We start from the raw sequence: 21,863 nt of genomic DNA, 5'->3' as shown, positions 1-21,863 counted from the left end.
CAAACGCATAATTAGTGGGCAGGGTCGGCGCTGGCTGGCTCTCTACCAGCCCGCCGGCCTATATCACCTAGGATGAGGAAATGCGCCAGATCATTGCGGCCCCGCTTTACCAGAGACAGGCCCCTTTCACCGCAAACGCATAATTAGTGCGGTGGCTGGCTCTCTACCAGGCGATACCACGCTCTACCAGCCCCAGAACAGCAGCCACCAGGCGCCGATCACCGGCGCCTGGGCGGCGAGCATGGGCAGCATGGCCAGAAGTCGACGCGGGCCACTGGCGTAGCGTCCGAGGATGCCCCATCCAAGCCCCGCGCTTGCCAGTACGCCAAGCCCCAGCAACAGCGCCCTGGCGTCATTGGCCCAGTGGATCAGCAGGCCATCGCCTCGCAGCAGGGTCAGGGTGGTCATCGACAGGCCCAGGAAGACGCCGACCGCGGCCAGGGGTATCAGGGCGTAGGACAGGTGCCACAGGCGCTGCCAGCGCCAGCGGCCAAGCAGACGGTTGGTCAGCGACAGCGACAGCGAGACAAGCCCCCCCAGCACCAGGGTAGTCACGCCGATATAGCCCAGCAGCAGGGCTCCATCGAGCAGGGTGAAGACGTCGTTGTGTTCGGGATAGTGGGTCAGCAGCCACCAGGGTGCGCTGGTTTCCAGCGGCCATCCCCAACCGTGCTGATAGAGCCAGACGGCCGCCTGCTGCTTGGCGGCCACGAACCAGGGGCTCGCCGACCAGTGGAATGCCCCCACCGCGATGCCCAGCAGGCCGAATACCACCAGCACGAACTCCCACAGGGTCGCGGGTCGCTGAGGCGGTGGCGACACCACCTCGATGCCGGGCGCCCTGAGCTCGAGATGGATAGCATCCTTGTAGCCTGAGCAACGCGAGCACAGATGGCAGTCACTGGCGCTGTCCAGCTGCTTCAGCGGGATCAGCACCGGGCAGTCCGGAGCCCGGCTTCTTGACACCTCACGCCGGCGCTGGCGCCGTCCGTGTTCGGTCCATACCTCGGGGTCGGCGCGGTAGTGCAACGGCGCCAGCTTGGCCAACAGCGCAAAGACGCCGCTGACCGGACACAGATGGCGACACCAGACGCGCTTGCCCTTGCCGTAGACCAGACCGATCACGGCCGCCGCCAGGGTCGAGCCCCCCAGCACCAGCAGTGCGGCCTTGGGATACTGGTAGACGCTGACCAGCTGCCCATAGATCGTGGTCATGGCGAAGCCCACGAACGGCCAGCCACCCCAACGCATCCAGCGCGGTATCGCCCGACCCAGGCCGACACGGCTGGCGGCTTCCGTGATGGCACCCTCCGGACACATCATCCCGCACCATAGCCGCCCCGCCACCACCATGCTGACCATGACAAACGGCCACCAGATACCCCAGAACACGAACTCGGCGAACACCGTGAGGTGATCGAGGATGCGTGCCTCATGGTTCGGCAGGGGCAACAAGGGCGGCACCAGCAGCAGCACGGCGTAGAACGCCACCACGGCCCACTGCAGTGTCAGAATCCAGCGCCGATGATGCTTCAGCCAGGCTCCCAGACGTGCCCAGCGTCGGGTCTTGCGGGCGCCTGGATGCCGATTCTCAGCCACGGTTGGCCGAGTCTCCTTGCCAGGCCCGCAGCGACGATCGCTGGCTTCTGGCATCACTGCTGGCGTCACTGTTGCCGTCCCTGTTGCCGTCACTGCCGCCGCCTCGTTCACGACACCGCTCCCTCGACGACGTTGTGCGACGGGCGCTGCCCGCCCACCCACCAGTAGACGAGGCCCCAATAGCACAGGTAGCCGAGCACCAGCGTCGAGGAAGGCCAGGCACGGTAACCGGCGATACTGGCCAATAGTCCGCCGACTCCCTGGCCATCATCCAGCCAGGCACTGGTGTCCCACAGCGGATCGATCCCGACCGGCAACCAGCCCAGATTCATCAGCCGCTCGAGCGCCGCTACCCACAGGCCCGCCGCCACCAGCAGCAGCAGGATCTCGCTGGCCCGGAAGAACCCGCGCCAGGCCAGTCGTCGCGAGGACCACTGCAGCATCACGAAGCAGGCAGCCGCCGTGACAAAGCCGAGACCTGCGGCCAGGGCGAAGGAGGTCAGTTGTCCGCCTCGCCACTGGGCCAGACCCAGACCGTACAGAAACACCAGGGTCTCGGCGCCTTCCCGAGCCACCGCCAGGGCAACCAGGGTAGCAATGCCCCACAGCCGTGAGCGCGACAGACACAGCATGGCGTCACACTCCATGGAGCGTTTGAAGGAGGCGCCGCGACGGCGCATCCACGCCACCATCTGCACGATCAACGCGGCGGCCAGCGCCGACATGGCGGTGTGAAACAGGGTCTGGGCGTCACCGGTCAACCAGCGCCCTACTCCCATCAGCACAGCACCCAGCACCACCGCCAGGGCGATACCCGCCGCGACACCGCCCCACAGCCAATTCAAGGCATCGCGACGCCCCTCTCGGGCGAGCCAGGCGTAGACAAGGCCGACCACCAGGATGGCCTCCAGGCTCTCGCGCAGGACCACGATAAAGGCCGCTTCGTTCATGGGTGAGCCTCCTCGGAGGCTTCCCGAGCGATGATCACGCCCTGGGCATCGGGCAGGTGAAACTCGTCGAAGTAGTCGTAGCGCCCCGGCTTCAGCGGGTGGACCACGACGAAGGAGTGAACGCCGGGGCCCATCACCTTTTCCTGGCGAAGCCGGCGACTCTCGAATTCCACCGGCGTACTTCCGGCATTATGCAGTTCGATCTTGAACCGCTGCCCGGCGACGACCTCGAGTTCGACGGGATCAAGCCTGCCGTCAACAAGGGTCAACCGGTAGGTAGGCAGCGCTCCGGCCTCTGCCTGACCAGAGGTGGCGCACAGTGTCATCAGCGACAGCGCGACCAACGGCGCCGTGATCAGCGCGCCCGAGAGACGGGAACGACGTAGCAGCAACATGACCGCCTCCTCTCAGTAGCCGCCCTTCTTGCCCACGCCGGCGTAGACAAAGTCATACTCGACGTCGAAGGGCGCATACCAGGGTGCCACGCCGGTTTCCTTGTCGATATGACGCATCAGGTGCGGCGCTTCGATGTGGAAGCTCAGGTGATAGCGCCCCATGCCTTCGAGCGCCACATTGACACCATAGTGGGTGCCGTCGCTGGCGATCATCGGCATCAGGCTACCTTCGATCACACTGTCGCTGCCTTCCTTCTGCAACCGATAGTCAATGTGCAGAAAAGGAATCCAGGCGCCGGGAGGAAAACCGTTGTCGTTGTCCTCGAGGGCGTGAATATCCGCCTCGAGATGAATATCGGCCTCGGCAGCGGCCAGCTCACCGGCAGGCTCCATGACCACCGGCTGCAGGTAGACCGCGGCGACTTCCATGCCGTTGACCAGTTCGGGCTCGCCGATCGGATACTCCAGCGCCGAGGCACTGCTGGAAAAGACACCAAGACAGAGGGTGGTGGCCAGGGCGGCCAGGGCGGAGCGGTCAAAGATCGGCGATGCAGACATGCGAGAACCTCGGGATAGAAAATGGCGAGAACCGTTCGCGCTTCAAGAATCATTTCCATGACGAAGTTCATGAAGCACCGCCCGGTGTCGCCACACTCTAGCCTGTGCCGGCAGGCACGCCTGTGACGTGCATCAAAGTCTCGAACCTCTGTTGCACTGGCCGCGCTTTTACGTGACGCTGAACCATCGGTACCAAAGGCCCCTGACGAGATAGCGAAAGCCCATGACCAGCCTCAGCAAGACCCGCACCAGCTTCTATCGACGCCTCTACCTGGCCCATCTGGTGGCCACCGGCATCGATAGCGTGCCGGCCATCACCGCCGCCACCGGCATGCCGAGACGTACCGCTCAGGACACCCTCGCCGCCCTCGAGGAATTGGATATCCGCTGCCGCTTCGAGCATCAGCCAGGCAAGCCTCACAATATCGGTCACTATCGCATCGATGACTGGGGGCCGATCGACCCCGACTGGCTGTCGCTTCACGCCGAGCGCCTGGGGCAGTTGCTGGGCTACCCCTCCCTCGCCAACGCGCACCCTTGATCCCTTCACCGCGCAGGCAGCGAGCGCCCATGGGCGGATATCACGACGACTCAGTCAACGGGGCGTGCATGCCCGAAGCTCTCTCGAAGTGCATCACTGGCACTGAGCGTCGATACCTCCAGCCCCAGCCTCTCCACCCATTCAAGCGTCGTCTCGACCCAGCCCTCCCGTGAGACCATGAGCCGGTCACCACAGCGGCGGCAACTCTCCACCAGCAAGCGATGCTCTCCGCGCCGTTCATCCGTGAGCTCGAGCCAGTCCGCCCCTTGCGTCAACTGCAGCGCTGTCTCCGGCCACCAGGCCAGCCTCAGGCGAGGATCGACGGCCTCGGGTTCACCGGCGACCAGCAGCGCAATGGCGCCGCAGCCACACTCTGCCCTGGCGTAGAGATTGTTGCTCATGGTGTTCTCCCTGTTGATCCACGCCCTGTGATAGCCGACGCGAACGCCCCGGCTGGTGCCAAACGACGCCAGCCCCTATAGTCGAGCTTTCCTCGACACTGCATCGGATCATGGATTCACGACTCGAACAACGGGCCCTGTCGCTCTCGATCATCACCACCCTGGGCGTCGCCCTGCTCGGGGTCAGTTTCGGCCTGCTGGCCGGCTCCCAGTCGATCCTCTTCGATGGCGTCTTTTCCACCATTGACGCCGCCATGTCGGGGCTTGCGCTGGCGGTATCGCGGCTGGTCGTGCGCGAGGCGACCTCACGCTTCCAGCATGGCTTCTGGCACTTCGAGCCGATGGTGGCGGCGCTCAACGGTGGCATTCTGCTGCTCTTGTGCTTCTACGCCTTTCTCAACGCGCTGCGGGAATTGCTGGGCGGCGGCCACGCCCTCGCCTTCGGCGCGGCCACCCTCTACGCCGCCGTGGTGCTGGTGATCTGCAGCACCATGGCGGTGTATCTCAAGAAGATCAATCGCAGGGCCAACTCCGAGTTTCTGCGAATCGATCAGAAGAACTGGCTGATGGCGGCGCTGATCACCGGCGCGCTGCTGGTGGCCTTCGTGATCGCCCTTATGCTGGAAGGTACCGCGCTCGACCACTGGACACCCTACGTCGATTCGGCGCTGCTGGTGGTGCTGACCCTGGTGTTCATGCCGGTGCCCATCAACATCATTCGGCGAGCCGCCAAGGACATCCTGCTGATGGCACCCAGCGCCATCGATCGTGAGGTGCACGCGGCGATGAAGGAGATCATGCAAAGAGAGGGTCTCAGCCACTACTACAGTCATGTGGCCAAGAGTGGCCGGGGCCACTTTATCGAGATTCATATCGTCACCGCGCCGAACTTCGCCGCCGGGCGCGGCATGGTAGAGATGGACGAGATCCGCGAGGAGATATCCTCACGACTGAGCATTCCCCCCGAGCGCCGCTGGTTTACCGTCGCTTTTACCGCCGAGGAACGCTGGGCCTGAAGGCGAGGCCGTCAGCCCGGCGCGGGGTCACCGGCAAGACGCGAATAGACCACATGGGACAGCGCCCGTCCGCCGACCCATTCGCACTCGCGCAGCACGCCTTCCTGCTGAAAGCCGAGTCGCTCGGGGATAGCGCGACTACGGCTATTGCCTTCGGCACAACGAATCTCGAGTCGATGAAGCTCGAGTTCGTCGAAACCCCATTCCACCAGGCTTGCCACGGACTGCGTCATCCGGCCCCCACCCTGGAAGTCGCTGCGCAGCCAATAGCCCAGCGACGCCCAGCGGTGACGCTCGACGATGCGGTTGAAGCCGACGACGCCGATCAGCTCGTCGTCCTCGAGCAAGACAAAGTGTCGAGCGCTGCCCAGACGCCGCTCAGCCATGGCAGCGGTGACGAAGACCTCGCAATCTCCCGGCTCGCGGGTGGCATCGACCCACGGCAGCCAGGGCCTCAACGACTCCCGGCTCGCATCGATGGCGTGCCACAGAGCGTCACAGTGTTCCTTGCCGATCGACGCAAGCCACAGCCGCTCGGACACCCTCAGCATGCTGCCGGCACCTCCTGCCTGCCAGGTCCGGACCCGCGCAACCTCCAACGCCGACACACCATCTGATGCTGAGTCAGAACGCCCGTCACTCGGCGGCCTCCCAGCGATCTCGCCCATTGCGCTTGGCCTGATACAACGCCTGGTCGGCGCGATTCATGGTCTGCTCGTAGGTCTCGTCATGACGGTGCTCCGCCGCGCCGATGCTGACGGTCAGCGTCAGGGAGTCGTCGCTCACCACCTGGGTGGTACGCAGCTTGGCCTGGAGCCGCTCGAACAGGGGTTCAGCCGCCCACAGCGAAGCGCCGGGCAAGGCGATCAGAAACTCTTCGCCCCCCCAGCGACCGACGATATCGCCACCACGCAGGGTGTCGTCGAGGACCTTGGCCACTACCAGCAGCGCCTGATCGCCGACATCATGCCCATGCTCGTCGTTGAAGCGCTTGAAGTGGTCGATGTCCACCATCGCCAGGGTAAAAGGGCGTTGCTGTCGGCTGGAGGCGGCCATCAGTCGACGCAGCTCGGTGTGCAGGCCACGACGATTGGGGATCTTGGTCAATGGATCGAGCATGACCTCGCTTTCCAGCGTCTGCTTGCGCTCGAACAGCAGCTCCTGATAACCATCGGCGATGCGTGACAGCTTGTGCTGGCGACGCTGCTGTCGCTCCAGCCGGCGTTCGGCGGTGGTCAGGTCGCTCTTGACGTTGCGCTGAAAGCCATCGGAAATGGCAGCCATGCGCTCTAGCCGCTCAAGCTGCTCGGTATGCCGCCGGTAGAGCGCTTCGAGCGGTGCCTTCAGTGGATTGTCCTGATGCTCGGACGAGGCCAGCAGCGCCTCGATGTCCCGCAGCAGCTGACGATCCCTTTCGGTCATGAACTGGGATCCTCGACGGGGGTGATCGCAAACGGAAAACTGCAGTCTTCCTTGAACTCCTCGGCCAGCTCGGCGATGCGTTCGTTTCTGACATCGTAGCGCCAATCCACGCTGCAGGCCTTGCCTTCCAGGTGAGCCTCCTCCATCAGGTCGAAGATGTCCATCATCGCCTTGACCGAGCTGGTGTTGAGGTAGACCAGTTCCAGGCACACTTCGAGGGGGCTCTCGCCGTCTCGCAGGTAGTGATCTACCCAGTTCAGCACGCCACTGTAGAGCTCGAAGGTGTTTTCGGGATAGGAATCGCCACGCATGGTCAGCGTTCCGGCGTCCCAGTCAGAACGAATGTCAGGGGTCGACTGGGTCCCGTCAATCGCAATGTCGTTGATCATTTTCTCGACTTTCCGTCAGATAGTGGCGGTGATGCAGAAAAAGCTCTGTTGATCGGAGAGCGGCGTCAGGTTCGACTGAAGCGGCTGGCAGGACTTGCGCGCCATGTCGATCAACCCCAGCCCTGCTCCCCGGGAGCCGTCTTCACGCGGCTTTCTGAGTTGCTGCTTGTAGCATCGCTTGAGCTCGACCGCGTCCATCTCACCGAGTTCCTCGACGGTCGCCATCAGACGCTGGCCATCGGCATGCTCGACCACGTTGCCCGCCGACACCAGATAGTGCCCCTGCTCGCCCCGCGCCACCGCAACGGTGGCGGTGGCCCGCTGTTCGTCATAGCCCATGGCGGTGGCGTAATGGCTGATGTTCTGGGTCATTTCGATGTAGGTCGAGAACACGTCCATCGCCGCCGATGGTGCCGCAGATTCGTTGTTGAGGTAGTTGCGAATGGCCTTGCCGATCTCTTCGATCAGGCTATGGGAAATCGGGCCATTGAAGCTTAGCAGCACGCGCTGTTTGTCGAATTGGTCGCGCAGCGTCAAGAGGTCCATGGAATTCCCTCATCGTGACCGTGGTGAATGTTGGACGTCGCGGACGCGGTGCCGTCCTGCTCGTCCTCGACCGCCGGCTGGAAGCACAGCAGGGTGATATCGTCACGCTGGTGCGCCTCGCCCTGGAATCGCGCCAGCGCATCCAGGAAGGCCGCGACCTGTGCCCTGGGATCGAGCCCGGCGTGCTCCAGCAGCATGGCCTCGAAACGCCGCCTGCCGAAGCCGAACCCGTGCTCGCCGCCTGCCTGATCCAGGAAGCCGTCACTGCACAGCGTACAGGACCAGCCAGGTACCAGTGCCAACGTTTGATTGGTGAACTCCCCACGACGCTTGAACGCCAGGGCGCGTCGGCCACCGGCCAGTACCTCCAGGCGCTGGCCATCGGTGGCATAGAGATCCAGCTTGGCGCCGGAGAAGGTCAATTGCTGCTGGTCGGCGCCGACCCACACCAGCCCCGCATCCATGTGCGGCGTCACGCCGTGGGCATCGCTGTCGGCCTCGAGCGTGCGGCGAATGCGCCGGTCCATCTCCTCGAGGATACCCGCCGGATTCTCGGGCCCCACCTGGTTGACCGAGTTGTCGAAGGCCGCACGGGCGAGCATGGTCATCAGGGCGCCGGGCACGCCGTGTCCCGCGCAGTCGATGACCCCCAGCAGATAGCCGCGGTCATGACCGAAGTCCCGGAACACGAAGATGTCGCCGCCGACCGTATCCTTGGGACTCCACAGCACGCCGTGCCTTAGCCCGGCGCAGCGTTGCATGTCGCGGCTGGGCAGGATCGCCTGCTGCAATACCCGAGCGCAGTCGAGGGAATCATCGATCTGACGCTTGGCCTCGCTCATCTGCCGATTGGCCAGGGTGAGATCCATGGTGCGCTGACGGATGCGTTCCTCGAGCTCCTCGGTATGGGCCTGAACCTGATCGGCCATGCGCTGGAAATCGCGTGACAGATCGCCGATCTCGTCACCGCGGTCACTGTCGAGCCTGGTGTCATAACGGCCCTGGGCCAGCGCCTGGGCGGATTGACTGAGGCGACGCATCGGGTTGACGATCAGCCGCCGCAGGGCGATCACCACCACCAGCAGCACCACCCCGAGGCTGGCCACCAGGGCGAACATCAGCGGCCACAACCAACGCTTTTCCAGCAAGGTGGCGGCGTAGGGATCGACCGCCGACACCAACCACCAGTCGAGCTCCGGCATGTAGCTGACCGCCACCACTCGCTCCTCACCGGACCACTCGAGGGTGCGGGTCTCTACCTCTCCGCCGCTCTCTCGGGCCGATGCCAGCATCTCGGCGAGGGCCTCGGGATCCTCGACCGCCGCATCGAGCACGCCGCCGCCTTCATCGACCTGGCTCAAGTCGGTCGCCTGGAGCTCTCCGTCCTCTGCCATCGCCAGCACCCGACCTTCGCGGCCGAGCAGGAAGGAAGCCACACCCAACGGCTGATCGTCGAAGCTGCTGGCCAGAAGGCGGTTGAAATTGAGGCCGCCACCGACCATGCCAAGGGGCCCGTTCTCGCCGTCGACGCGAACATTGATCCACACCCGGGTGATGTCCAGCGCCGGACTATAGGCGACCTGAACCCGGGTAGGCGCCCCACTGTCCATCATGCGGAAGTACCAGCTGTCTTCACTGTCACTGCGTGACAGCTGGTTGCGGGGGGCACGGCTCGGACTCATCTTGCCGTCGTTGAAGTAGAACTGGCGGCTGTCGTGATGCACCACAAAGTAGTCGTCACCGTCGAACTGCTGGCGAAATCCCTCGGACTCGGCGAAGAAACGGGCCTTGAGTTCCTCGTTGTCGATATCCGAGAGCCAGTCGCGGGTGACCGTCAGATCGCCGAAGCGCCTGGCCAGGGCCAGCTCGGTGGAAAGCGGCGTCAGCATGCGCTGGGTATGCAGCTGGCTGTACTGCTCGGCGAAGCGTTGTCCGAAGTGGCGCTCGACGTCCTGAAGCGCGTGGCTGCCGATCCACAGCACCGGCACCAGTGCGACCAGAAAGGACAACAACGGGATAAGTAACGACTTGACCCCCCAATCCCAGGTGGCGGCTCATGATGCCTCCTTGGCGAGAATCGACAGATGGAGAGAGTCTTGCATCACCTTCACTATAAGAATATGCGTATCGGCGCATCATGCCATGAAACCCGTATGGCGGCTAATGAAGTGTCTCAGTCTTCTGCTCCGACAGACGCATCCCCCGGGCTCGCTTCGCCTCGATAAAAAAAGGGCGGCGAGCCAGGCTCGCCGCCCATCAACGATCAGTCACCCGATCGAGAGAGCTCAGCAAAACATCGTGTCGACAGGCAGTCCCGTCTACACCTCGAAACCAAGGCCGAAACTTTCCGCGTCCATCACCATCAGGCCCTCGGCCCCTGCCTGCATCTGGGCGGCGTGGGTACGGGTGCGCGGCAACAGCCGTTCGAAGTAGAAGCGCGCGGTGTGGATCTTGGCCTGGTAGAAGCTGGCGTCGCTGGGCGAGTCCGCCAGCGCTTCCCGGGCGCACTTGACCGACCGGGCGAACAGATAGGCCAGGGTCACGTAGCCCGAGTACATCAGGTAGTCCACCGAGGCTGCCCCCACTTCTTCACGATCGCTCATGGCCTTCATGCCGATGCCCATGGTCAGCTCGCCCCATTGACTGTTGAGCTTGGCCAGCGGGCCAACAAAGGGCGCCATGGCCTCGTCGTCGGCATTGGCCTGACAGAACTTGTGGATCTCCTTTGTGAAGACCTTCAGGCTCTCGCCCTGGTTCATCAGCACCTTGCGTCCCAGCAGGTCCAGCGCCTGGATCCCGGTGGTGCCTTCGTACAGCCGTGTGATGCGTGCATCACGCACCATCTGCTCCATGCCCCATTCCTGGATAAAGCCGTGGCCGCCGAACACCTGTACCCCTTCATTGGTGGCCTCGAAACCAAGCTCGGTCAGGAACGCCTTGACGACCGGGGTCAACAGGCCCAGCAGGGTCTCGGCCCGCTCGCGCTCCTCGCCGGCCGAACACTGCTCGACCACGTCCACCAACTGGGCGGTATACAGCACCAGCATCCGGCCGCCTTCGGCGATAGCCTTCTGGGTCAGCAGCATGCGCCGCACGTCCGGATGGACGATGATCGGATCCGCGGCTTTTTCGGGTGCCTTGGGGCCCGACAGCGCGCGCATCTGCAGTCGATCCCGGGCGTAGGCCAGGGCGTTCTGGAAGCTCGCCTCGGCGAGCCCCAGGCCCTGGATACCGACCCCGATACGCGCGGCGTTCATCATGGTGAACATGCACGCCAGACCCTTGTTCGGCGCACCGATCAGGTAGCCGGTGGCGCCGTCGAAGTTCATCACGCAGGTAGCGTTACCGTGGATGCCCATCTTGTGTTCGAGAGAGCCGCACACCACGCCGTTGCGCTCCCCCGCTTCGCCCTGGCCATCTGGCAGAAATTTCGGCACCAGAAACAGCGAGATGCCCTTGGATCCCTCGGGTGCATCCGGCAGCTTGGCGAGCACCAGGTGAAGGATGTTGTCGGCCAGATCATGCTCACCGGCGGAGATGAATATCTTGGTCCCGCTGATGCGGTAGCTGCCGTCATCCTGGGGCAGCGCGCGGGTCTTGATCAGCCCGAGGTCGGTACCGCAGTGGGGCTCCGTCAGGCACATGGTGCCGGTCCAGCTCCCCTCCACCAGCTTGGTCAGGTAGACACGCTGCTGCTCTTCGGTGCCGTGGTGTCGCAGCGCGTCTGCCGCCCCGTGGGACAGACCCGGATACATGCCCCAGGCCAGGTTCGAGCCACAGATCATCTCCGACAGCAGCATCGACAGTGACGGCGGCAGGCCCTGGCCACCGTGCTCGGGCTCTGCGGCAAGGCTTGGCCAGCCACCCTCCACGTACTGTCGATAGGCTTCGCGAAAACCGCTCGGCGCCTTGACCTCGCCACCTTCGAGACGACAGCCCTCGCGATCACCGCTCTGGTTGAGAGGCAGCAGCACCTCGCGGGCGAAGCGCGCGCCCTCCTCGAGGATCGCCGCCACCACGTCGGGCGAGACATCATCCCCCGCAGGAAGACGAGCATAATGGCTCGGGTAGTCGAACAGTTCGTCCATCACGAAGCGCATGTCGCGCAGCGGGGCCTGATAGTCGGGCATGGGGCACTCCTGGATTCGGTGGCTGCGCCTGCGATGGACCTCGCCAGGACGCACTTTCAAACATGTGTTTGAAAGTAGCGACGACCGCCCTCTAAGTCAAGCGTTCGTTTCAGGGCAGGATTCACTGCATGCGAATACCGCCATCCAGGCGAATGACTTCGCCATTGAGCATGCTGTTGGTGATGATCTGCTCCGCCAGGCGGGCAAATTCATCGGGCTTGCCCAGCCGCTTGGGGAAAGGCACCGCCTGGGACAGCGCGGCGACGACATCCTCGGGGATGTCCGCCATCATCGGCGTCTCGAACACGCCTGGCGCGATCGCCATCACCCGGATGCCGTGACGCGACAGTTCCCTGGCGGCCGGCAGGCTCATGCCTACCACCCCCGCCTTGGAGGCGCTGTAGGCGCACTGCCCCACCTGGCCATCGAAGGCGGCGACCGAAGCGGTATTGATGATGACCCCACGCTCACCGTCGTCTCCCGGCGGGTTCTGGCTCATGGCCGCCGCCGCCAGGCGCATGACGTTGAAGGTCCCGACCAGGTTGATCTGCACGGTGCGTGCATAGGCGTCGAGGTCGGCCGGGTTGCCGTGGCGATCCACCAGCTTGGCCACACTGACCACACCGGCGCAGTGGATCACTCCGGCAAGGCCGTCACCGTGGGCCTGGGCCGCGTCGATCACCGCCTGGATGTCATCCGCCGAGGTGACATCGCCCTGCACCGCGATGGCAGCGTCGCCCAGACGTCTGGCCTGGTCCTGCACGCCCTCGCTCAAGTCGCACAGCACGACTCGACCACCGGCGGCCACCAGGCGTTCGGCACAGGCGGAGCCAAGGCCGGAGCCGGCACCGGTGATGACAAAGGTCGCGTTCTCGATACGCATGCGAATTCTCCTGATCAATCATGCAACAAGCCCCGAGCACTCGCTCGGGGCGTAAGGTAAAAACGTCTATCTGGATGCCTGGCCCGACACCATACCGACGGCTCGTTCAGGCCTTTTCGGCGGCATCGGCTCGCAGCTTGAAGCGCTGAATCTTGCCGCTCGGGGTCTTCGGCAACTCATCGACAAACTCGATCACCCGAGGGAAGGCGTGGGTCGACAGGCGCTCTCGCACCTGCTGACGAATTTCGTCGGCCAGGCCATCGCTGGCCTCGAAGCCGTCACGCAACACCACATAAGACTTGATGATCTCGCCGCGGATCTCGTCCGGCTGCCCCACAGCCGCAGATTCCGCCACCGCGGGGTGGGTCAGTACCGAGTTTTCGACGTCGGTGGGGCCGACCCGATAGCCGGCGGTGGTGATGATGTCGTCGTCGCGCCCGGCGAACTGGAAGCTGCCGTCTTCGTTGCGCACCACCACGTCTCCGGTCAGGTAGTAACCCTCGGCGAAGGGATGCTTCTCCTGCCAGGTATAGCCGGGGAAGAAGTGCGCCGGCGAGCGCTCGATATCCACCGCCAGCACGCCGGGCTCACCGGGGGGCAACTCCTGGTACTCGGCATCGAGGATCACCAGGCGGTAGCCGGGCATGGGTACGCCCATGCCGCCGATGTGCTTCGGGTGCTCGAGCCGATGGTGGTTGTTGCAGGTCATGCCGGTCTCGGTCTGGCCGTAGTGATCCATCACCGGACAGCCCAGCGCCGACTCCACCCAGCTCACCACTTCTGTATTGAGCGGCTCGCCCGCTGAACTTGCCGCGCGCAGCGACAGCGTCTCATGGGCATTGTCGAACAGACCCGAGGCCTTCATCAGTCGATAGGCGGTGGGCGCCGCAGCAAAGTTGGTGATGTCATGGCGCTGCATGAAGGCAAGCGCTCCCTCGGCGCTGAACCCCGCCTCGCAGAAGTGGGTGGTGACGCCCAGCAGCAGCGGCCCGGCGATGGCGTAGTAGAGGCCATAGGCCCAGCCTGGATCGGCCATGTTCCAGAAGCGATCTTCGGAGCGCAGGTCCACGGCCAGCTCCATATACAGCGCAAAGGCCGGCATGGCCGACAGCGGCACCGCCACCCCCTTGGGCTTGCCGACGGTGCCGGAGGTAAACATCTGCAGAAAGGGGGCGTCTGGCGACAGCCGCGGCGGCGAGTCCTGAAGCGCTTCGCTGGCCAGCGCCTCATCCCAGGACAGGTCCTGCGGGTGCGTCTCGCTGGCCCCACCCAGCGCCAGCACCGGGGGACAGCTTTCCAGGCCGTCGAACTTGTGACGATTGGCCGCGTCGGTGATGACCAGGCGGGTGTCGGCGCGTCCCAGACGATAGTCCACCGCATCCGGCCCGAAGGCGGTAAACAGCGGCTGGTACACCGCACCCAGACGCCAGGTCGCCACCACGGCGACCAGCAGTTGCGGCGAACGCGGCAGCATGCAGGCGATACGGTCACCGACACCCAGCCCCCGAGCCGCCATCCAGCCCGCCAGACGCGCGCTTTGCTGGTCGAGCTCACGATAGGTCAACCGGCTCACCTGACCGGCGGTGTCCTCATGCACCAGCGCCAGGACGTCGCCCCTGCCCTGCCCTAGATGTCGACCACAGCAGGCATGATAGGCGTTGAGATATCCATCCTGGTGGTCGTCCAGACGATCGATCACCTGCTGGATGTCGAAGGTCTCGCGATAGCTCTCGGCATCGACGGGCGTGACGTGGCTCATGACGGGCCTCTTGCGTTGTGATTGTTGATGAAGCTCTCCAGGGTGACCCCGGCAGCAATATTCCGTTGACGTAAGCGTCAACCTAGCAAGCGCTAGGGTTGAAGCTAGAGGCTTCAACGTCATGACACAAGCAAGAGTGCGCTAGACCATCGTCTAGGAATACCTCGAAGTACCGCACCGACCGAGCACGACGGACGTGCCCGCGCCCTCGGCGAAAGGATGAACCTCATCGAGGCAACGACAACGCGGGAATGGGAAGAGGAGAACAGCAGAAAAAGAGAAAGAGAAAAGACGAGCAGAACCGACTACCAGGCACACGGCGCGCCCCAGCTGTCCATCACAGGGGGCGGCCCGCTACTCTGCCCTTGGCAGATCAAGGACGGCGGGTGATCATCACGACCAGTTCGTGGGCCAGCTGTTCGGGGTCACGCGGCCCGTCCGGGTCGTACCAGCGCACCGTCCAGTTCAGGGCGCCCAGCACAAAGCGCGAAACCAGGGCGCGATCGCCGGTGACCAGATCCGCTGCGATGGCGTCATCCAGCACCTCGTTCCACAGCGCCTCGTAGGCGTCACGCAGGTGGGTCAGGTGGTCCCGAGCGCCATCGTCGAGGCGCCGCCACTCATACAGCGCTACCACGTGGGCGTTGCGGTCGGTCAACAGCGTATCCAGATGGGCCCGCGCCATGGCATGCAGCCTGGACAAGGGGTCGGGCGCACTGTCCTTGAGCGCGGCTCGAGCCAACGTCAAGGCGTTCTGGGTGCCCTCTTCGATGACCGCAGCAAGAATCTCCTGCTTGTCACGAAAGTGGTGAAAGAGGCTTCCTGACTTGATCCCCATTTCCTGTGCCAGCATGCGCACGGTGGTGCGATCGAAGCCTTCCTGGACAAACAGCTGAGCGGCGAGCCGGGTCAGCTCCTTGCGACGGGGCGAGTCATTCATTACATTCATCGACAGTTACACTAGCGCTTGCTTGGTTTCGTTGAGAAAAGCATAGCCCACCCTCGGGGTCAACGTCGTTTGCTGACCTTGTCGTACGCGATTCGCGTCGCGAGCGAAACCCCGGGGACTGAACCACACTGACATCACAGCGCCGTGTCCACGGCCCACACAAACACAACACCTTGCCGCTCGATCGCAGAATCGACATGCAACGGTTTCAGGAGTCACGCCATGAGTCAGTCCGATATCGTCTTTCTTGCCGCTGCCCGCACCCCCATGGGCGGCATGCTGGGCTCCCTGTCCAGTCAGACCGCCCCCGAGCTGGCCGCCTGCGCCATTCGCGCCGCCATCGAGCGTGCCAAGATTCCGGCAGACGCCATCGAAGAAGGGATCTTCGGCTGCGTGCTGCCGGCCGGGGTCAAGCAAGGGCCGGCCCGTCAGGCCATGCGCCAGGCCGGCATTCCCGACCACCGCGGCGCCACCACCATCAACAAGCTCTGTGGCTCGGGCATGAAGGCCACCATGCTGGCCCACGACCTGATCAGGGCCGGCACCGCCGAGGTCATGCTGGCCGGCGGCATGGAGTCCATGTCCAACGCCCCCCATGTGTTGACCAAGGCCCGTGGCGGCTACCGCCTGGGCCATGGCGAACTCAAGGACCATATGTTCCTCGATGGCCTGGAGGACGCCGAGACCGGCAAGCTGATGGGTGGCTTCGCCCAGGAAGTCGCCAGCGAGCGCGGCTACGAACGCGAGCGCATGGACGACTTCGCCATCGCTTCGCTGGAGCGGGCGATGCAGGCCACCGAGGCCGGCCACCTGGCCGCCGAGATGGCCCCCGTCACGGTCTCCAGCCGTCAGGGCGACACCCTTGTCGAGCATGACGAGCAACCCTTCCAGGCTCGTCTGGACAAGATTCGCACCCTGAGGCCGGCCTTTGCCAAGGACGGGACCATCACGGCGGCCAATGCCAGCTCCATCTCCGATGGCGCCTCTGCCCTGATCCTGTCCACCCAGGCAGCGGCGGATCGCCTCGGCGCCACCCCGCTGGCCCGCATGCTCGGCCACAGCACCCACTCGCGCCACCCCAGCGAGTTCACCATTGCCCCGGTGGGCGCCATCGAGTCACTGATGAAGAAGCTCGACTGGTCGGTGGATGATGTGGATCTGTTCGAGATCAACGAGGCCTTCGCCGTGGTCACCCTGATGGCCATGGACGATCTGGGACTGCCCCACGACAAGGTCAACGTCTTCGGCGGCGCCTGCGCCCAGGGTCACCCGGTCGGCTCCACTGGCTCACGGATCATCGCCACCCTGATCCACGCCCTGCGCACCAAGGGCGGAAAACGAGGGATCGCCAGTCTGTGCATCGGCGGCGGTGAAGCCACCGCCGTGGCGGTGGAACTGATCGACTGAGGCCGGCCATTGATCGAATGAGGCCGAGAGCTGATCGACTGACGTCGAGACCTGGTTAGCCAACGTCGTAGTCTGAAAGGCAGGCGCGACGCTTGCCTTCCACGCCGATAAGCGGTCAGCATGGCCGGGGGCGCTCACAGGCGCTCCCGGCCATTTTTTTGACCTCAGGTCTGGATCCACAACAGGACTCACGCATGGAGCGCTCTCGCCTGGCCCTGCCGCTGATCGTGCTGGCACAGTGGTGCGGTACATCGCTGTGGTTCAGCATCAACGGCGTTGCCGCCTCGCTGGGAAGCGACCTCGGCATTCGCGAGGCCGAAATCGGTCACCTGACCCTGGCAGTGCAACTCGGCTTTATCGTCGGCACCCTGACGATCGCCGCCAGCGGTCTCGCCGATCGCTACCGCGCCAGTCGCATCTTTCTGAGCGCTAGCCTGGCAGGCGCTCTGGTCAACCTCGCCTTTATCACCGTTGCCGAGCAGCACGCCCTCGCCCTGCTGCTGCGCTTCGCCACCGGACTCTGCCTGGCCGGCATTTACCCGCTGGGCATGAAGCTGGTGATCGGCTGGACCCCGCGTCACACCGGGGCCGCCCTGGCCTGGCTGGTGGGCATGCTGACACTCGGCACGGCCATGCCCCATCTGCTGCGCGGCGCCACCCTGGACCTCCCCTGGGCCTGGACCCTGATCCTGTCCTCGGCCCTGGCGGTGGCCGGTGGCATCGCCGTGGCGCTATTGGGCGACGGCCCGCACCTGCCAGCAAACGCGTCTCGCGCCAGACTGAAGGATGGCCTTGCCGCCTTTCGTGATCGCCACTTTCTCAGCGTCGCCGGCGGCTACTTCGGCCACTGCTGGGAACTCTACGCCTTCTGGCTGCTGGTGCCCTTCCTGGTCGGCCGTGAGGTCACGCGCCTTCAGGCGCCAGCCGACTGGGCGCCCTGGCTGAGCTTTTCGGTCATCGCCGTGGGGGCACTGGGCTGCATCCTGGCCGGCGCCCTCAGCCGACGCCACGGCAGCGCCAGTGCGGCCAACCTGGCGCTCGCCACCTCCGGCGCCCTGTGCCTGATCTACCCCTGGCTTGGTCAGGCCAGCCCCCTGCTGCTGCTGGGCCTGCTGTACCTCTGGGGCTTCAGCGTCATCGCCGACTCGGCCCAGTTCTCGTCACTGGCCTCGGCCACCGCCCCCAGGGCGCATATCGGCGCGACCCTGGCGGTGATGAACGCCATCGGCTTCACCCTTACCCTGCCCGGCATCTGGCTCGGTGCCAGCCTGTGGCAGGAGCACGAACTGAGCGTGTTGTGGCTACTGTTGCCCGGACCGGTGCTGGGACTGTGGTCGATGCGTGGTGTCGCCGCCTACGTCCGCCGCCAGCCCGCCAGTTCCTGATGCCAGCCCCCTGACACCAGACCCTGACATCAGATGCAGACACCAATCCTGACACCAGAGCGGACCACCACGGCTACTGTCCCCGGTTCACAGGTAGTAAAAAGGGAGGCCCGAAGGCCTCCCTTTGCTACCGCGGTGAACGCTACCACGCACGCCTCTCGGCCTAGCCGTAACGACCGGTGATGTAGTCCTCGGCCTTCTTGGTATGCGGGGTCGAGAACATGGTCTTGGTGTCGTTGTACTCGATGACCTCTCCCAGGTGGAAGAACGCCGTGTAGTCGGCGACACGAGCCGCCTGCTGCATATTGTGCGTCACCGTGATGATGGTGTACTGCTGCTTGAGCTTGTCCATCAGGTCTTCGATGGTGGCGGTGGAGATCGGGTCCAGCGCCGAGGTCGGCTCATCCATCAGGATCACGTCCGGCTGGACCGCGATGGCACGGGCGATGCATAGACGCTGCTGCTGGCCACCGGACAGCGAGGTGCCGGGCTGGTGCAGCTTGTCCTTGACCTCTTCCCACAGGCCGGCGTCACGCAGGGCGCGCTCGACCAGCTCGTCCTGGTCGGCCTTGCGGCTGACCAGGTCATGCATCTTCGGGGCATAGACGATGTTGTCGTAGATCGACTTGGGGAAGGGGTTCGGCTTCTGGAACACCATGCCGACCCGACGCCGCAGCGCGACCTCGTCCATCTTGGGCTCGTAGACGTCGCGGCCGTCCATCTCGATCAGGCCCTTGACGCGTACGCTCGGGATCAGATCGTTCATGCGATTCAGGCAACGCAGGAAGGTCGACTTGCCGCAACCGGACGGGCCGATCAGGGCGGTCACGTTCTTCTGGTACAGATCCATGTCGATCGACTTCAGCGCGTGGAAGTCTCCGTACCACAGATTCAGGTCGTTCACTCGAATGCTCAACTCGTGGTTGGCATCCTCGTTGCGAGTGACCGGCTGGCCGGGCTGGTCCTGCTTCATCACGCTTTCTCCGCGCTGGGCAACTTTCATGTTCATGGCAACGTATCCTGTTTGGGGGCCGGTTTACCAGCGCCGCTCGAATTTCTTGCGCAGCACCACCGCGGTGGCGTTGAGCGTGATAAGGATCGACAGCAGCACCAGAATGCCGCCCGACGTCTTCTCGATGAAGGCCCGGTCAGGCTCGCCCGCCCAGGTGAATATCTGTGCCGGCAGCACGGTGGCCGCCTCGGTAAAGGAGTTGGTCACATCGGGGATGAAGGCCACCATGCCGACGATGATCAACGGAGCGGTCTCGCCCATGGCCTGAGCCAGGCCGATGATCGAACCGGTCATGATACCCGGCAGCGCCACCGGCAGGACGTGATCACGCACCATCTGCCAGCGTGAGCAGCCGACGCCGAAGGCGGCATGACGGATGGAGTCCGGCACGCTGCGAAGCGCGGTCCGGGTGGCGATGATGATCACCGGCAGGGTCATCAGCGCCAGGGTCAGGCCACCGACCACCGGGGAAGAGCGCGGCACGCCGAAGAAGTTGATGAAGATCGCCAGGCCCAGCAGACCGAACAGGATCGAGGGAATCGCCGCCAGGTTGTTGATGTTGATCTCGATCAACTGGGTAAAGCGGTTGTCCGGCGCGAACTCCTCCAGGTAGACCGCCGTCATCACGCCGATGGGAAAGGCTACCGCCAGGGTCACCAGCAGGGTCAGCACGGTGCCCATGGCCGCCGAAGCGATACCGGCGAGCTCGGGCATCTTGGAGTCACCGCTGGAGAAGAAGGTCGAGTTGAAACGCAGCTCGGCCCGCCCATCCTCTTTCAGCCGATCGACCACCGCCATTTCCTTGTTGCTGAGCTTGGCGTGGTGGCCCTTGAGGTACTGGTCCACCTGGCCGTCGGCCAGCACCCACTCCATGCGGGAGGTACCGAGCAGGTCCGGGTTGTCTTCCATGCGGCCGGGGATCAGGCGCAGATAGCCGCGACTGACCAGCGGGCGGACGTCTTCCTGAACCGCCGCCAGGGGAATCTGGCTGGCCTGCTCGGAGTAGTCCACCTCGACCTGGATCTGGGCCTGCTGGAAGGCCGGCAGCCCCTTGACCAGCATGTCGGCAAAGAACAGCACCAGGAACAGGCCGGCAAGGCCGAGCGCTCCCATGGACGCCCACTTCAGTCGGGCCGACCTGCGGTGGCGAGCGCGGAGCTGGGCGCTGATGTCATCGAAGGATTGTCTCATTGGCTTTGGCTCCACGGCTTACAGGTTGTTGACGCGATACTTTTCGCGGAAGCGACGGATCATGATCACCGACACCAGATTCAGGCTCAGGGTCACCACGAACAGCATCAGTCCGAGTGCGAACGCCGACAGCGTCTCGGCACTGGCGAATTCCTGGTCACCGGTCAGCGCGGCGACGATGCGCACGGTCACGGTGGTCATGTCTTCCAGCGGATTGAAGGTCAGGTTGGGGCGCATGCCTGCCGCCATCACCACGATCATGGTCTCGCCCAGCGCCCGGGACACCGCCAGCAGCGAGGCCGAGATGATGCCCGGCAGGGCTGCCGGCACCACGATGTCGCGAATCATCTCGCCCTTGGTCAGGCCCAGCGCCAGCGAGCCTTCGCGCATGCTGTTGGGCACCGAGTTGATGACGTCATCGGACAGCGAGGAGATGAACGGAATGATCATGATGCCCATGACGATGCCCGGGGCCAGGGCGTTGTTGAACGAGGCCTCGAGACCGAAGAACCCGGCCACGGCAACGATGATCGGCGCCACCGTGATGGCGGCGAAGAAGCCGTAGACCACGGTCGGAATGCCGGCCAGCACCTCGAGCACCGGCTTGGCGATGGTACGCACCTTGGGCGGCGCGAACTCGGCCATGTAGATGGCCGCCAGCAGACCGATCGGAATCGCCACCAGCATGGCGATGAAGGTGATCATGAAGGTACCGGCGAACAGCGGCACCGAACCGAACTTGGCGGCACTGGCCCCTTCCTCGGCGCGACCGGCGGCCTCGAGGAAGCTGGCACCCGGGTTCCAGGTGGTGCCGGTGATAAAGTCCCAGAAGCTCTGCATCTGGAAGAAACGGATCGCCTCGAAGACGATGGACAGCAGGATCCCCAGGGTGGTGAAGATGGAGATCAGGGCCGCGCCGGCGAGAAAGAAGCGGATGACCCGCTCGATCGCCTGACGCGCGTGGAAGTCGGGACGCACCATCGCCACGCCCAGCACCAGGCCGATGCAGGCGATGACCAGGCAACTGGCCAGCAGCAGCAGCGGCGGAATCTCGGCACCCACGAGCAGCATGATGAAGCTACCCACGGCACCGACCACCAGCGCCGGACCCGCCGTAGACATGACGGTGAACCAGCCGTACTGATCGGGCTGAGCGTACATGGAGGTGCCGGAGGCTCGGACTCTGGCGGCCTTGCCGCGGGCCAGGAAGAAGGCGATCAGACCGAGCAGAAGCAGCGAGCCGCTGAACATCGCCAGGAGTTGATTGGTCTGCATGGGTGTCTCTCGGGGTTCTGTGCTCAAGCAAGCATGGGCTTGCCGGAACGTGTAC

General features: G+C 64.4%; 21 protein-coding genes. 4 read left to right on the top strand and 17 right to left on the bottom strand.

Features of this window, described 5'->3' with window-relative positions; genetic code table 11:
• Window positions 1-183: 183 nt before the first annotated feature.
• From NFG58_RS07425 to NFG58_RS07410, 4 genes are all read right to left on the bottom strand, one after another.
• Entirely contained in the window at window positions 184-1,599 is a 1,416-nt protein-coding gene (locus NFG58_RS07425) for a 4Fe-4S binding protein (RefSeq protein ID WP_348827885.1), read from the bottom strand.
• 107 nt (window positions 1,600-1,706) lie between these two features.
• Entirely contained in the window at window positions 1,707-2,549 is an 843-nt protein-coding gene (locus tag NFG58_RS07420) for an FTR1 family protein (RefSeq protein WP_348827884.1), read from the bottom strand.
• Window positions 2,546-2,944, bottom strand: coding sequence for a cupredoxin domain-containing protein (locus NFG58_RS07415; protein WP_231498632.1), 399 nt, complete (start codon window positions 2,942-2,944; stop codon window positions 2,546-2,548). Before NFG58_RS07415 ends, NFG58_RS07420 begins: the two co-directional genes overlap by 4 nt.
• A 12-nt stretch (window positions 2,945-2,956) precedes the next feature.
• Entirely contained in the window at window positions 2,957-3,502 is a 546-nt protein-coding gene (locus NFG58_RS07410; protein WP_108447658.1) for an iron transporter, read from the bottom strand.
• Between the two features lie 223 nt (window positions 3,503-3,725).
• Here NFG58_RS07410 and NFG58_RS07405 point away from each other — a divergent pair, with 223 nt between their 5' ends.
• Window positions 3,726-4,043: a winged helix-turn-helix domain-containing protein gene (locus NFG58_RS07405; protein WP_045993245.1), complete on the top strand. Its 318-nt coding sequence runs from the start codon at window positions 3,726-3,728 to the stop codon at window positions 4,041-4,043.
• 50 nt (window positions 4,044-4,093) lie between these two features.
• Here NFG58_RS07405 and NFG58_RS07400 read toward each other — a convergent pair whose 3' ends face one another.
• Complete coding sequence (locus NFG58_RS07400) at window positions 4,094-4,444, bottom strand: hypothetical protein (protein WP_348827883.1); 351 nt, start codon at window positions 4,442-4,444, stop codon at window positions 4,094-4,096.
• A 110-nt stretch (window positions 4,445-4,554) separates the two neighbouring features.
• Here NFG58_RS07400 and NFG58_RS07395 point away from each other — a divergent pair, with 110 nt between their 5' ends.
• Window positions 4,555-5,460, top strand: coding sequence for a cation diffusion facilitator family transporter (locus NFG58_RS07395; RefSeq protein WP_045993243.1), 906 nt, complete (start codon window positions 4,555-4,557; stop codon window positions 5,458-5,460).
• An 11-nt stretch (window positions 5,461-5,471) separates the two neighbouring features.
• On the opposite strand, the gene NFG58_RS07390 is transcribed toward NFG58_RS07395, so the two are convergent.
• The 9 genes from NFG58_RS07390 to NFG58_RS07350 all read right to left on the bottom strand — a co-directional run bounded on the left by NFG58_RS07390 (window position 5,472) and on the right by NFG58_RS07350 (window position 15,529).
• Window positions 5,472-6,011, bottom strand: coding sequence for a GNAT family N-acetyltransferase (locus NFG58_RS07390; RefSeq protein ID WP_348827882.1), 540 nt, complete (start codon window positions 6,009-6,011; stop codon window positions 5,472-5,474).
• A gap of 85 nt (window positions 6,012-6,096) precedes the next feature.
• Entirely contained in the window at window positions 6,097-6,882 is a 786-nt protein-coding gene (locus NFG58_RS07385) for a diguanylate cyclase (RefSeq protein ID WP_348827881.1), read from the bottom strand.
• Window positions 6,879-7,271 carry a biofilm regulation phosphoprotein SiaC gene (gene siaC / locus NFG58_RS07380; RefSeq protein WP_275041601.1) on the bottom strand — a complete coding sequence of 131 codons (393 nt, stop codon included), beginning with the start codon at window positions 7,269-7,271 and terminating at the stop codon, window positions 6,879-6,881. Before siaC ends, NFG58_RS07385 begins: the two co-directional genes overlap by 4 nt.
• Window positions 7,272-7,286: 15 nt before the next feature.
• Window positions 7,287-7,817: a biofilm regulation protein kinase SiaB gene (gene siaB, locus NFG58_RS07375; protein WP_045993240.1), complete on the bottom strand. Its 531-nt coding sequence runs from the start codon at window positions 7,815-7,817 to the stop codon at window positions 7,287-7,289.
• The gene (gene siaA / locus NFG58_RS07370; protein ID WP_348828121.1) at window positions 7,805-9,835 is read right to left on the bottom strand and encodes a biofilm regulation protein phosphatase SiaA; all 2,031 of its coding nucleotides are present in this window, start codon (window positions 9,833-9,835) and stop codon (window positions 7,805-7,807) included. Before siaA ends, siaB begins: the two co-directional genes overlap by 13 nt.
• Before the next feature lie 300 nt (window positions 9,836-10,135).
• Window positions 10,136-11,947, bottom strand: a complete 1,812-nt coding sequence (locus NFG58_RS07365; protein WP_348827880.1) for an acyl-CoA dehydrogenase C-terminal domain-containing protein — start codon at window positions 11,945-11,947, stop codon at window positions 10,136-10,138.
• A 121-nt stretch (window positions 11,948-12,068) separates the two neighbouring features.
• Window positions 12,069-12,830, bottom strand: coding sequence for an SDR family NAD(P)-dependent oxidoreductase (locus NFG58_RS07360; RefSeq protein WP_348827879.1), 762 nt, complete (start codon window positions 12,828-12,830; stop codon window positions 12,069-12,071).
• 106 nt (window positions 12,831-12,936) lie between these two features.
• Window positions 12,937-14,589 (bottom strand): AMP-binding protein, encoded by a 1,653-nt coding sequence (locus NFG58_RS07355; protein ID WP_348827878.1) that lies wholly within the window; start codon window positions 14,587-14,589, stop codon window positions 12,937-12,939.
• 373 nt (window positions 14,590-14,962) lie between these two features.
• Window positions 14,963-15,529 (bottom strand): TetR/AcrR family transcriptional regulator, encoded by a 567-nt coding sequence (locus NFG58_RS07350; protein WP_045993235.1) that lies wholly within the window; start codon window positions 15,527-15,529, stop codon window positions 14,963-14,965.
• Between the two features lie 231 nt (window positions 15,530-15,760).
• Here NFG58_RS07350 and NFG58_RS07345 point away from each other — a divergent pair, with 231 nt between their 5' ends.
• Entirely contained in the window at window positions 15,761-16,945 is a 1,185-nt protein-coding gene (locus NFG58_RS07345; protein WP_348827877.1) for an acetyl-CoA C-acyltransferase, read from the top strand.
• Window positions 16,946-17,139: 194 nt separating this feature from the next.
• Window positions 17,140-18,330: an MFS transporter gene (locus tag NFG58_RS07340; RefSeq protein WP_287164824.1), complete on the top strand. Its 1,191-nt coding sequence runs from the start codon at window positions 17,140-17,142 to the stop codon at window positions 18,328-18,330.
• A gap of 163 nt (window positions 18,331-18,493) precedes the next feature.
• Here NFG58_RS07340 and pstB read toward each other — a convergent pair whose 3' ends face one another.
• The 3 genes from pstB to pstC all read right to left on the bottom strand — a co-directional run bounded on the left by pstB (window position 18,494) and on the right by pstC (window position 21,808).
• Window positions 18,494-19,303 carry a phosphate ABC transporter ATP-binding protein PstB gene (pstB, locus tag NFG58_RS07335; protein WP_045993272.1) on the bottom strand — a complete coding sequence of 270 codons (810 nt, stop codon included), beginning with the start codon at window positions 19,301-19,303 and terminating at the stop codon, window positions 18,494-18,496.
• Window positions 19,304-19,366: 63 nt separating this feature from the next.
• Window positions 19,367-20,533 (bottom strand): phosphate ABC transporter permease PstA, encoded by a 1,167-nt coding sequence (gene pstA / locus NFG58_RS07330; protein WP_108132632.1) that lies wholly within the window; start codon window positions 20,531-20,533, stop codon window positions 19,367-19,369.
• An 18-nt stretch (window positions 20,534-20,551) separates the two neighbouring features.
• The gene (gene pstC, locus NFG58_RS07325; RefSeq protein ID WP_108132631.1) at window positions 20,552-21,808 is read right to left on the bottom strand and encodes a phosphate ABC transporter permease subunit PstC; all 1,257 of its coding nucleotides are present in this window, start codon (window positions 21,806-21,808) and stop codon (window positions 20,552-20,554) included.
• Window positions 21,809-21,863 lie beyond the last annotated feature (55 nt).

Origin of the sequence: Halomonas sp. RT37 (genome assembly GCF_040070525.1) — a bacterium.
GTDB classification, from domain to species: domain Bacteria; phylum Pseudomonadota; class Gammaproteobacteria; order Pseudomonadales; family Halomonadaceae; genus Halomonas; species Halomonas litopenaei.
The sequence above is the reverse complement of the archived record's forward strand: the minus strand, read 5'-3'. Positions and strand labels throughout refer to the sequence as shown.

What these genes read in the sequence shown, in the direction of transcription:
- NFG58_RS07420 (WP_348827884.1), bottom strand. Translation starts at nt 2,549, where the DNA reads ATGAACGAAGCGGCCTTTATCGTGGTCCTGCGCGAGAGCCTGGAGGCC.
- NFG58_RS07415 (WP_231498632.1), bottom strand. Translation starts at nt 2,944, where the DNA reads ATGTTGCTGCTACGTCGTTCCCGTCTCTCGGGCGCGCTGATCACGGCG.
- NFG58_RS07410 (WP_108447658.1), bottom strand. Translation starts at nt 3,502, where the DNA reads ATGTCTGCATCGCCGATCTTTGACCGCTCCGCCCTGGCCGCCCTGGCC.
- NFG58_RS07405 (WP_045993245.1), top strand. Translation starts at nt 3,726, where the DNA reads ATGACCAGCCTCAGCAAGACCCGCACCAGCTTCTATCGACGCCTCTAC.
- NFG58_RS07400 (WP_348827883.1), bottom strand. Translation starts at nt 4,444, where the DNA reads ATGAGCAACAATCTCTACGCCAGGGCAGAGTGTGGCTGCGGCGCCATT.
- NFG58_RS07395 (WP_045993243.1), top strand. Translation starts at nt 4,555, where the DNA reads ATGGATTCACGACTCGAACAACGGGCCCTGTCGCTCTCGATCATCACC.
- NFG58_RS07390 (WP_348827882.1), bottom strand. Translation starts at nt 6,011, where the DNA reads ATGCTGAGGGTGTCCGAGCGGCTGTGGCTTGCGTCGATCGGCAAGGAA.
- NFG58_RS07385 (WP_348827881.1), bottom strand. Translation starts at nt 6,882, where the DNA reads ATGACCGAAAGGGATCGTCAGCTGCTGCGGGACATCGAGGCGCTGCTG.
- siaC (WP_275041601.1), bottom strand. Translation starts at nt 7,271, where the DNA reads ATGATCAACGACATTGCGATTGACGGGACCCAGTCGACCCCTGACATT.
- siaB (WP_045993240.1), bottom strand. Translation starts at nt 7,817, where the DNA reads ATGGACCTCTTGACGCTGCGCGACCAATTCGACAAACAGCGCGTGCTG.
- NFG58_RS07365 (WP_348827880.1), bottom strand. Translation starts at nt 11,947, where the DNA reads ATGCCCGACTATCAGGCCCCGCTGCGCGACATGCGCTTCGTGATGGAC.
- NFG58_RS07360 (WP_348827879.1), bottom strand. Translation starts at nt 12,830, where the DNA reads ATGCGTATCGAGAACGCGACCTTTGTCATCACCGGTGCCGGCTCCGGC.
- NFG58_RS07355 (WP_348827878.1), bottom strand. Translation starts at nt 14,589, where the DNA reads ATGAGCCACGTCACGCCCGTCGATGCCGAGAGCTATCGCGAGACCTTC.
- NFG58_RS07350 (WP_045993235.1), bottom strand. Translation starts at nt 15,529, where the DNA reads ATGAATGACTCGCCCCGTCGCAAGGAGCTGACCCGGCTCGCCGCTCAG.
- NFG58_RS07345 (WP_348827877.1), top strand. Translation starts at nt 15,761, where the DNA reads ATGAGTCAGTCCGATATCGTCTTTCTTGCCGCTGCCCGCACCCCCATG.
- NFG58_RS07340 (WP_287164824.1), top strand. Translation starts at nt 17,140, where the DNA reads ATGGAGCGCTCTCGCCTGGCCCTGCCGCTGATCGTGCTGGCACAGTGG.
- pstB (WP_045993272.1), bottom strand. Translation starts at nt 19,303, where the DNA reads ATGAAGCAGGACCAGCCCGGCCAGCCGGTCACTCGCAACGAGGATGCC.
- pstA (WP_108132632.1), bottom strand. Translation starts at nt 20,533, where the DNA reads ATGAGACAATCCTTCGATGACATCAGCGCCCAGCTCCGCGCTCGCCAC.
- pstC (WP_108132631.1), bottom strand. Translation starts at nt 21,808, where the DNA reads ATGCAGACCAATCAACTCCTGGCGATGTTCAGCGGCTCGCTGCTTCTG.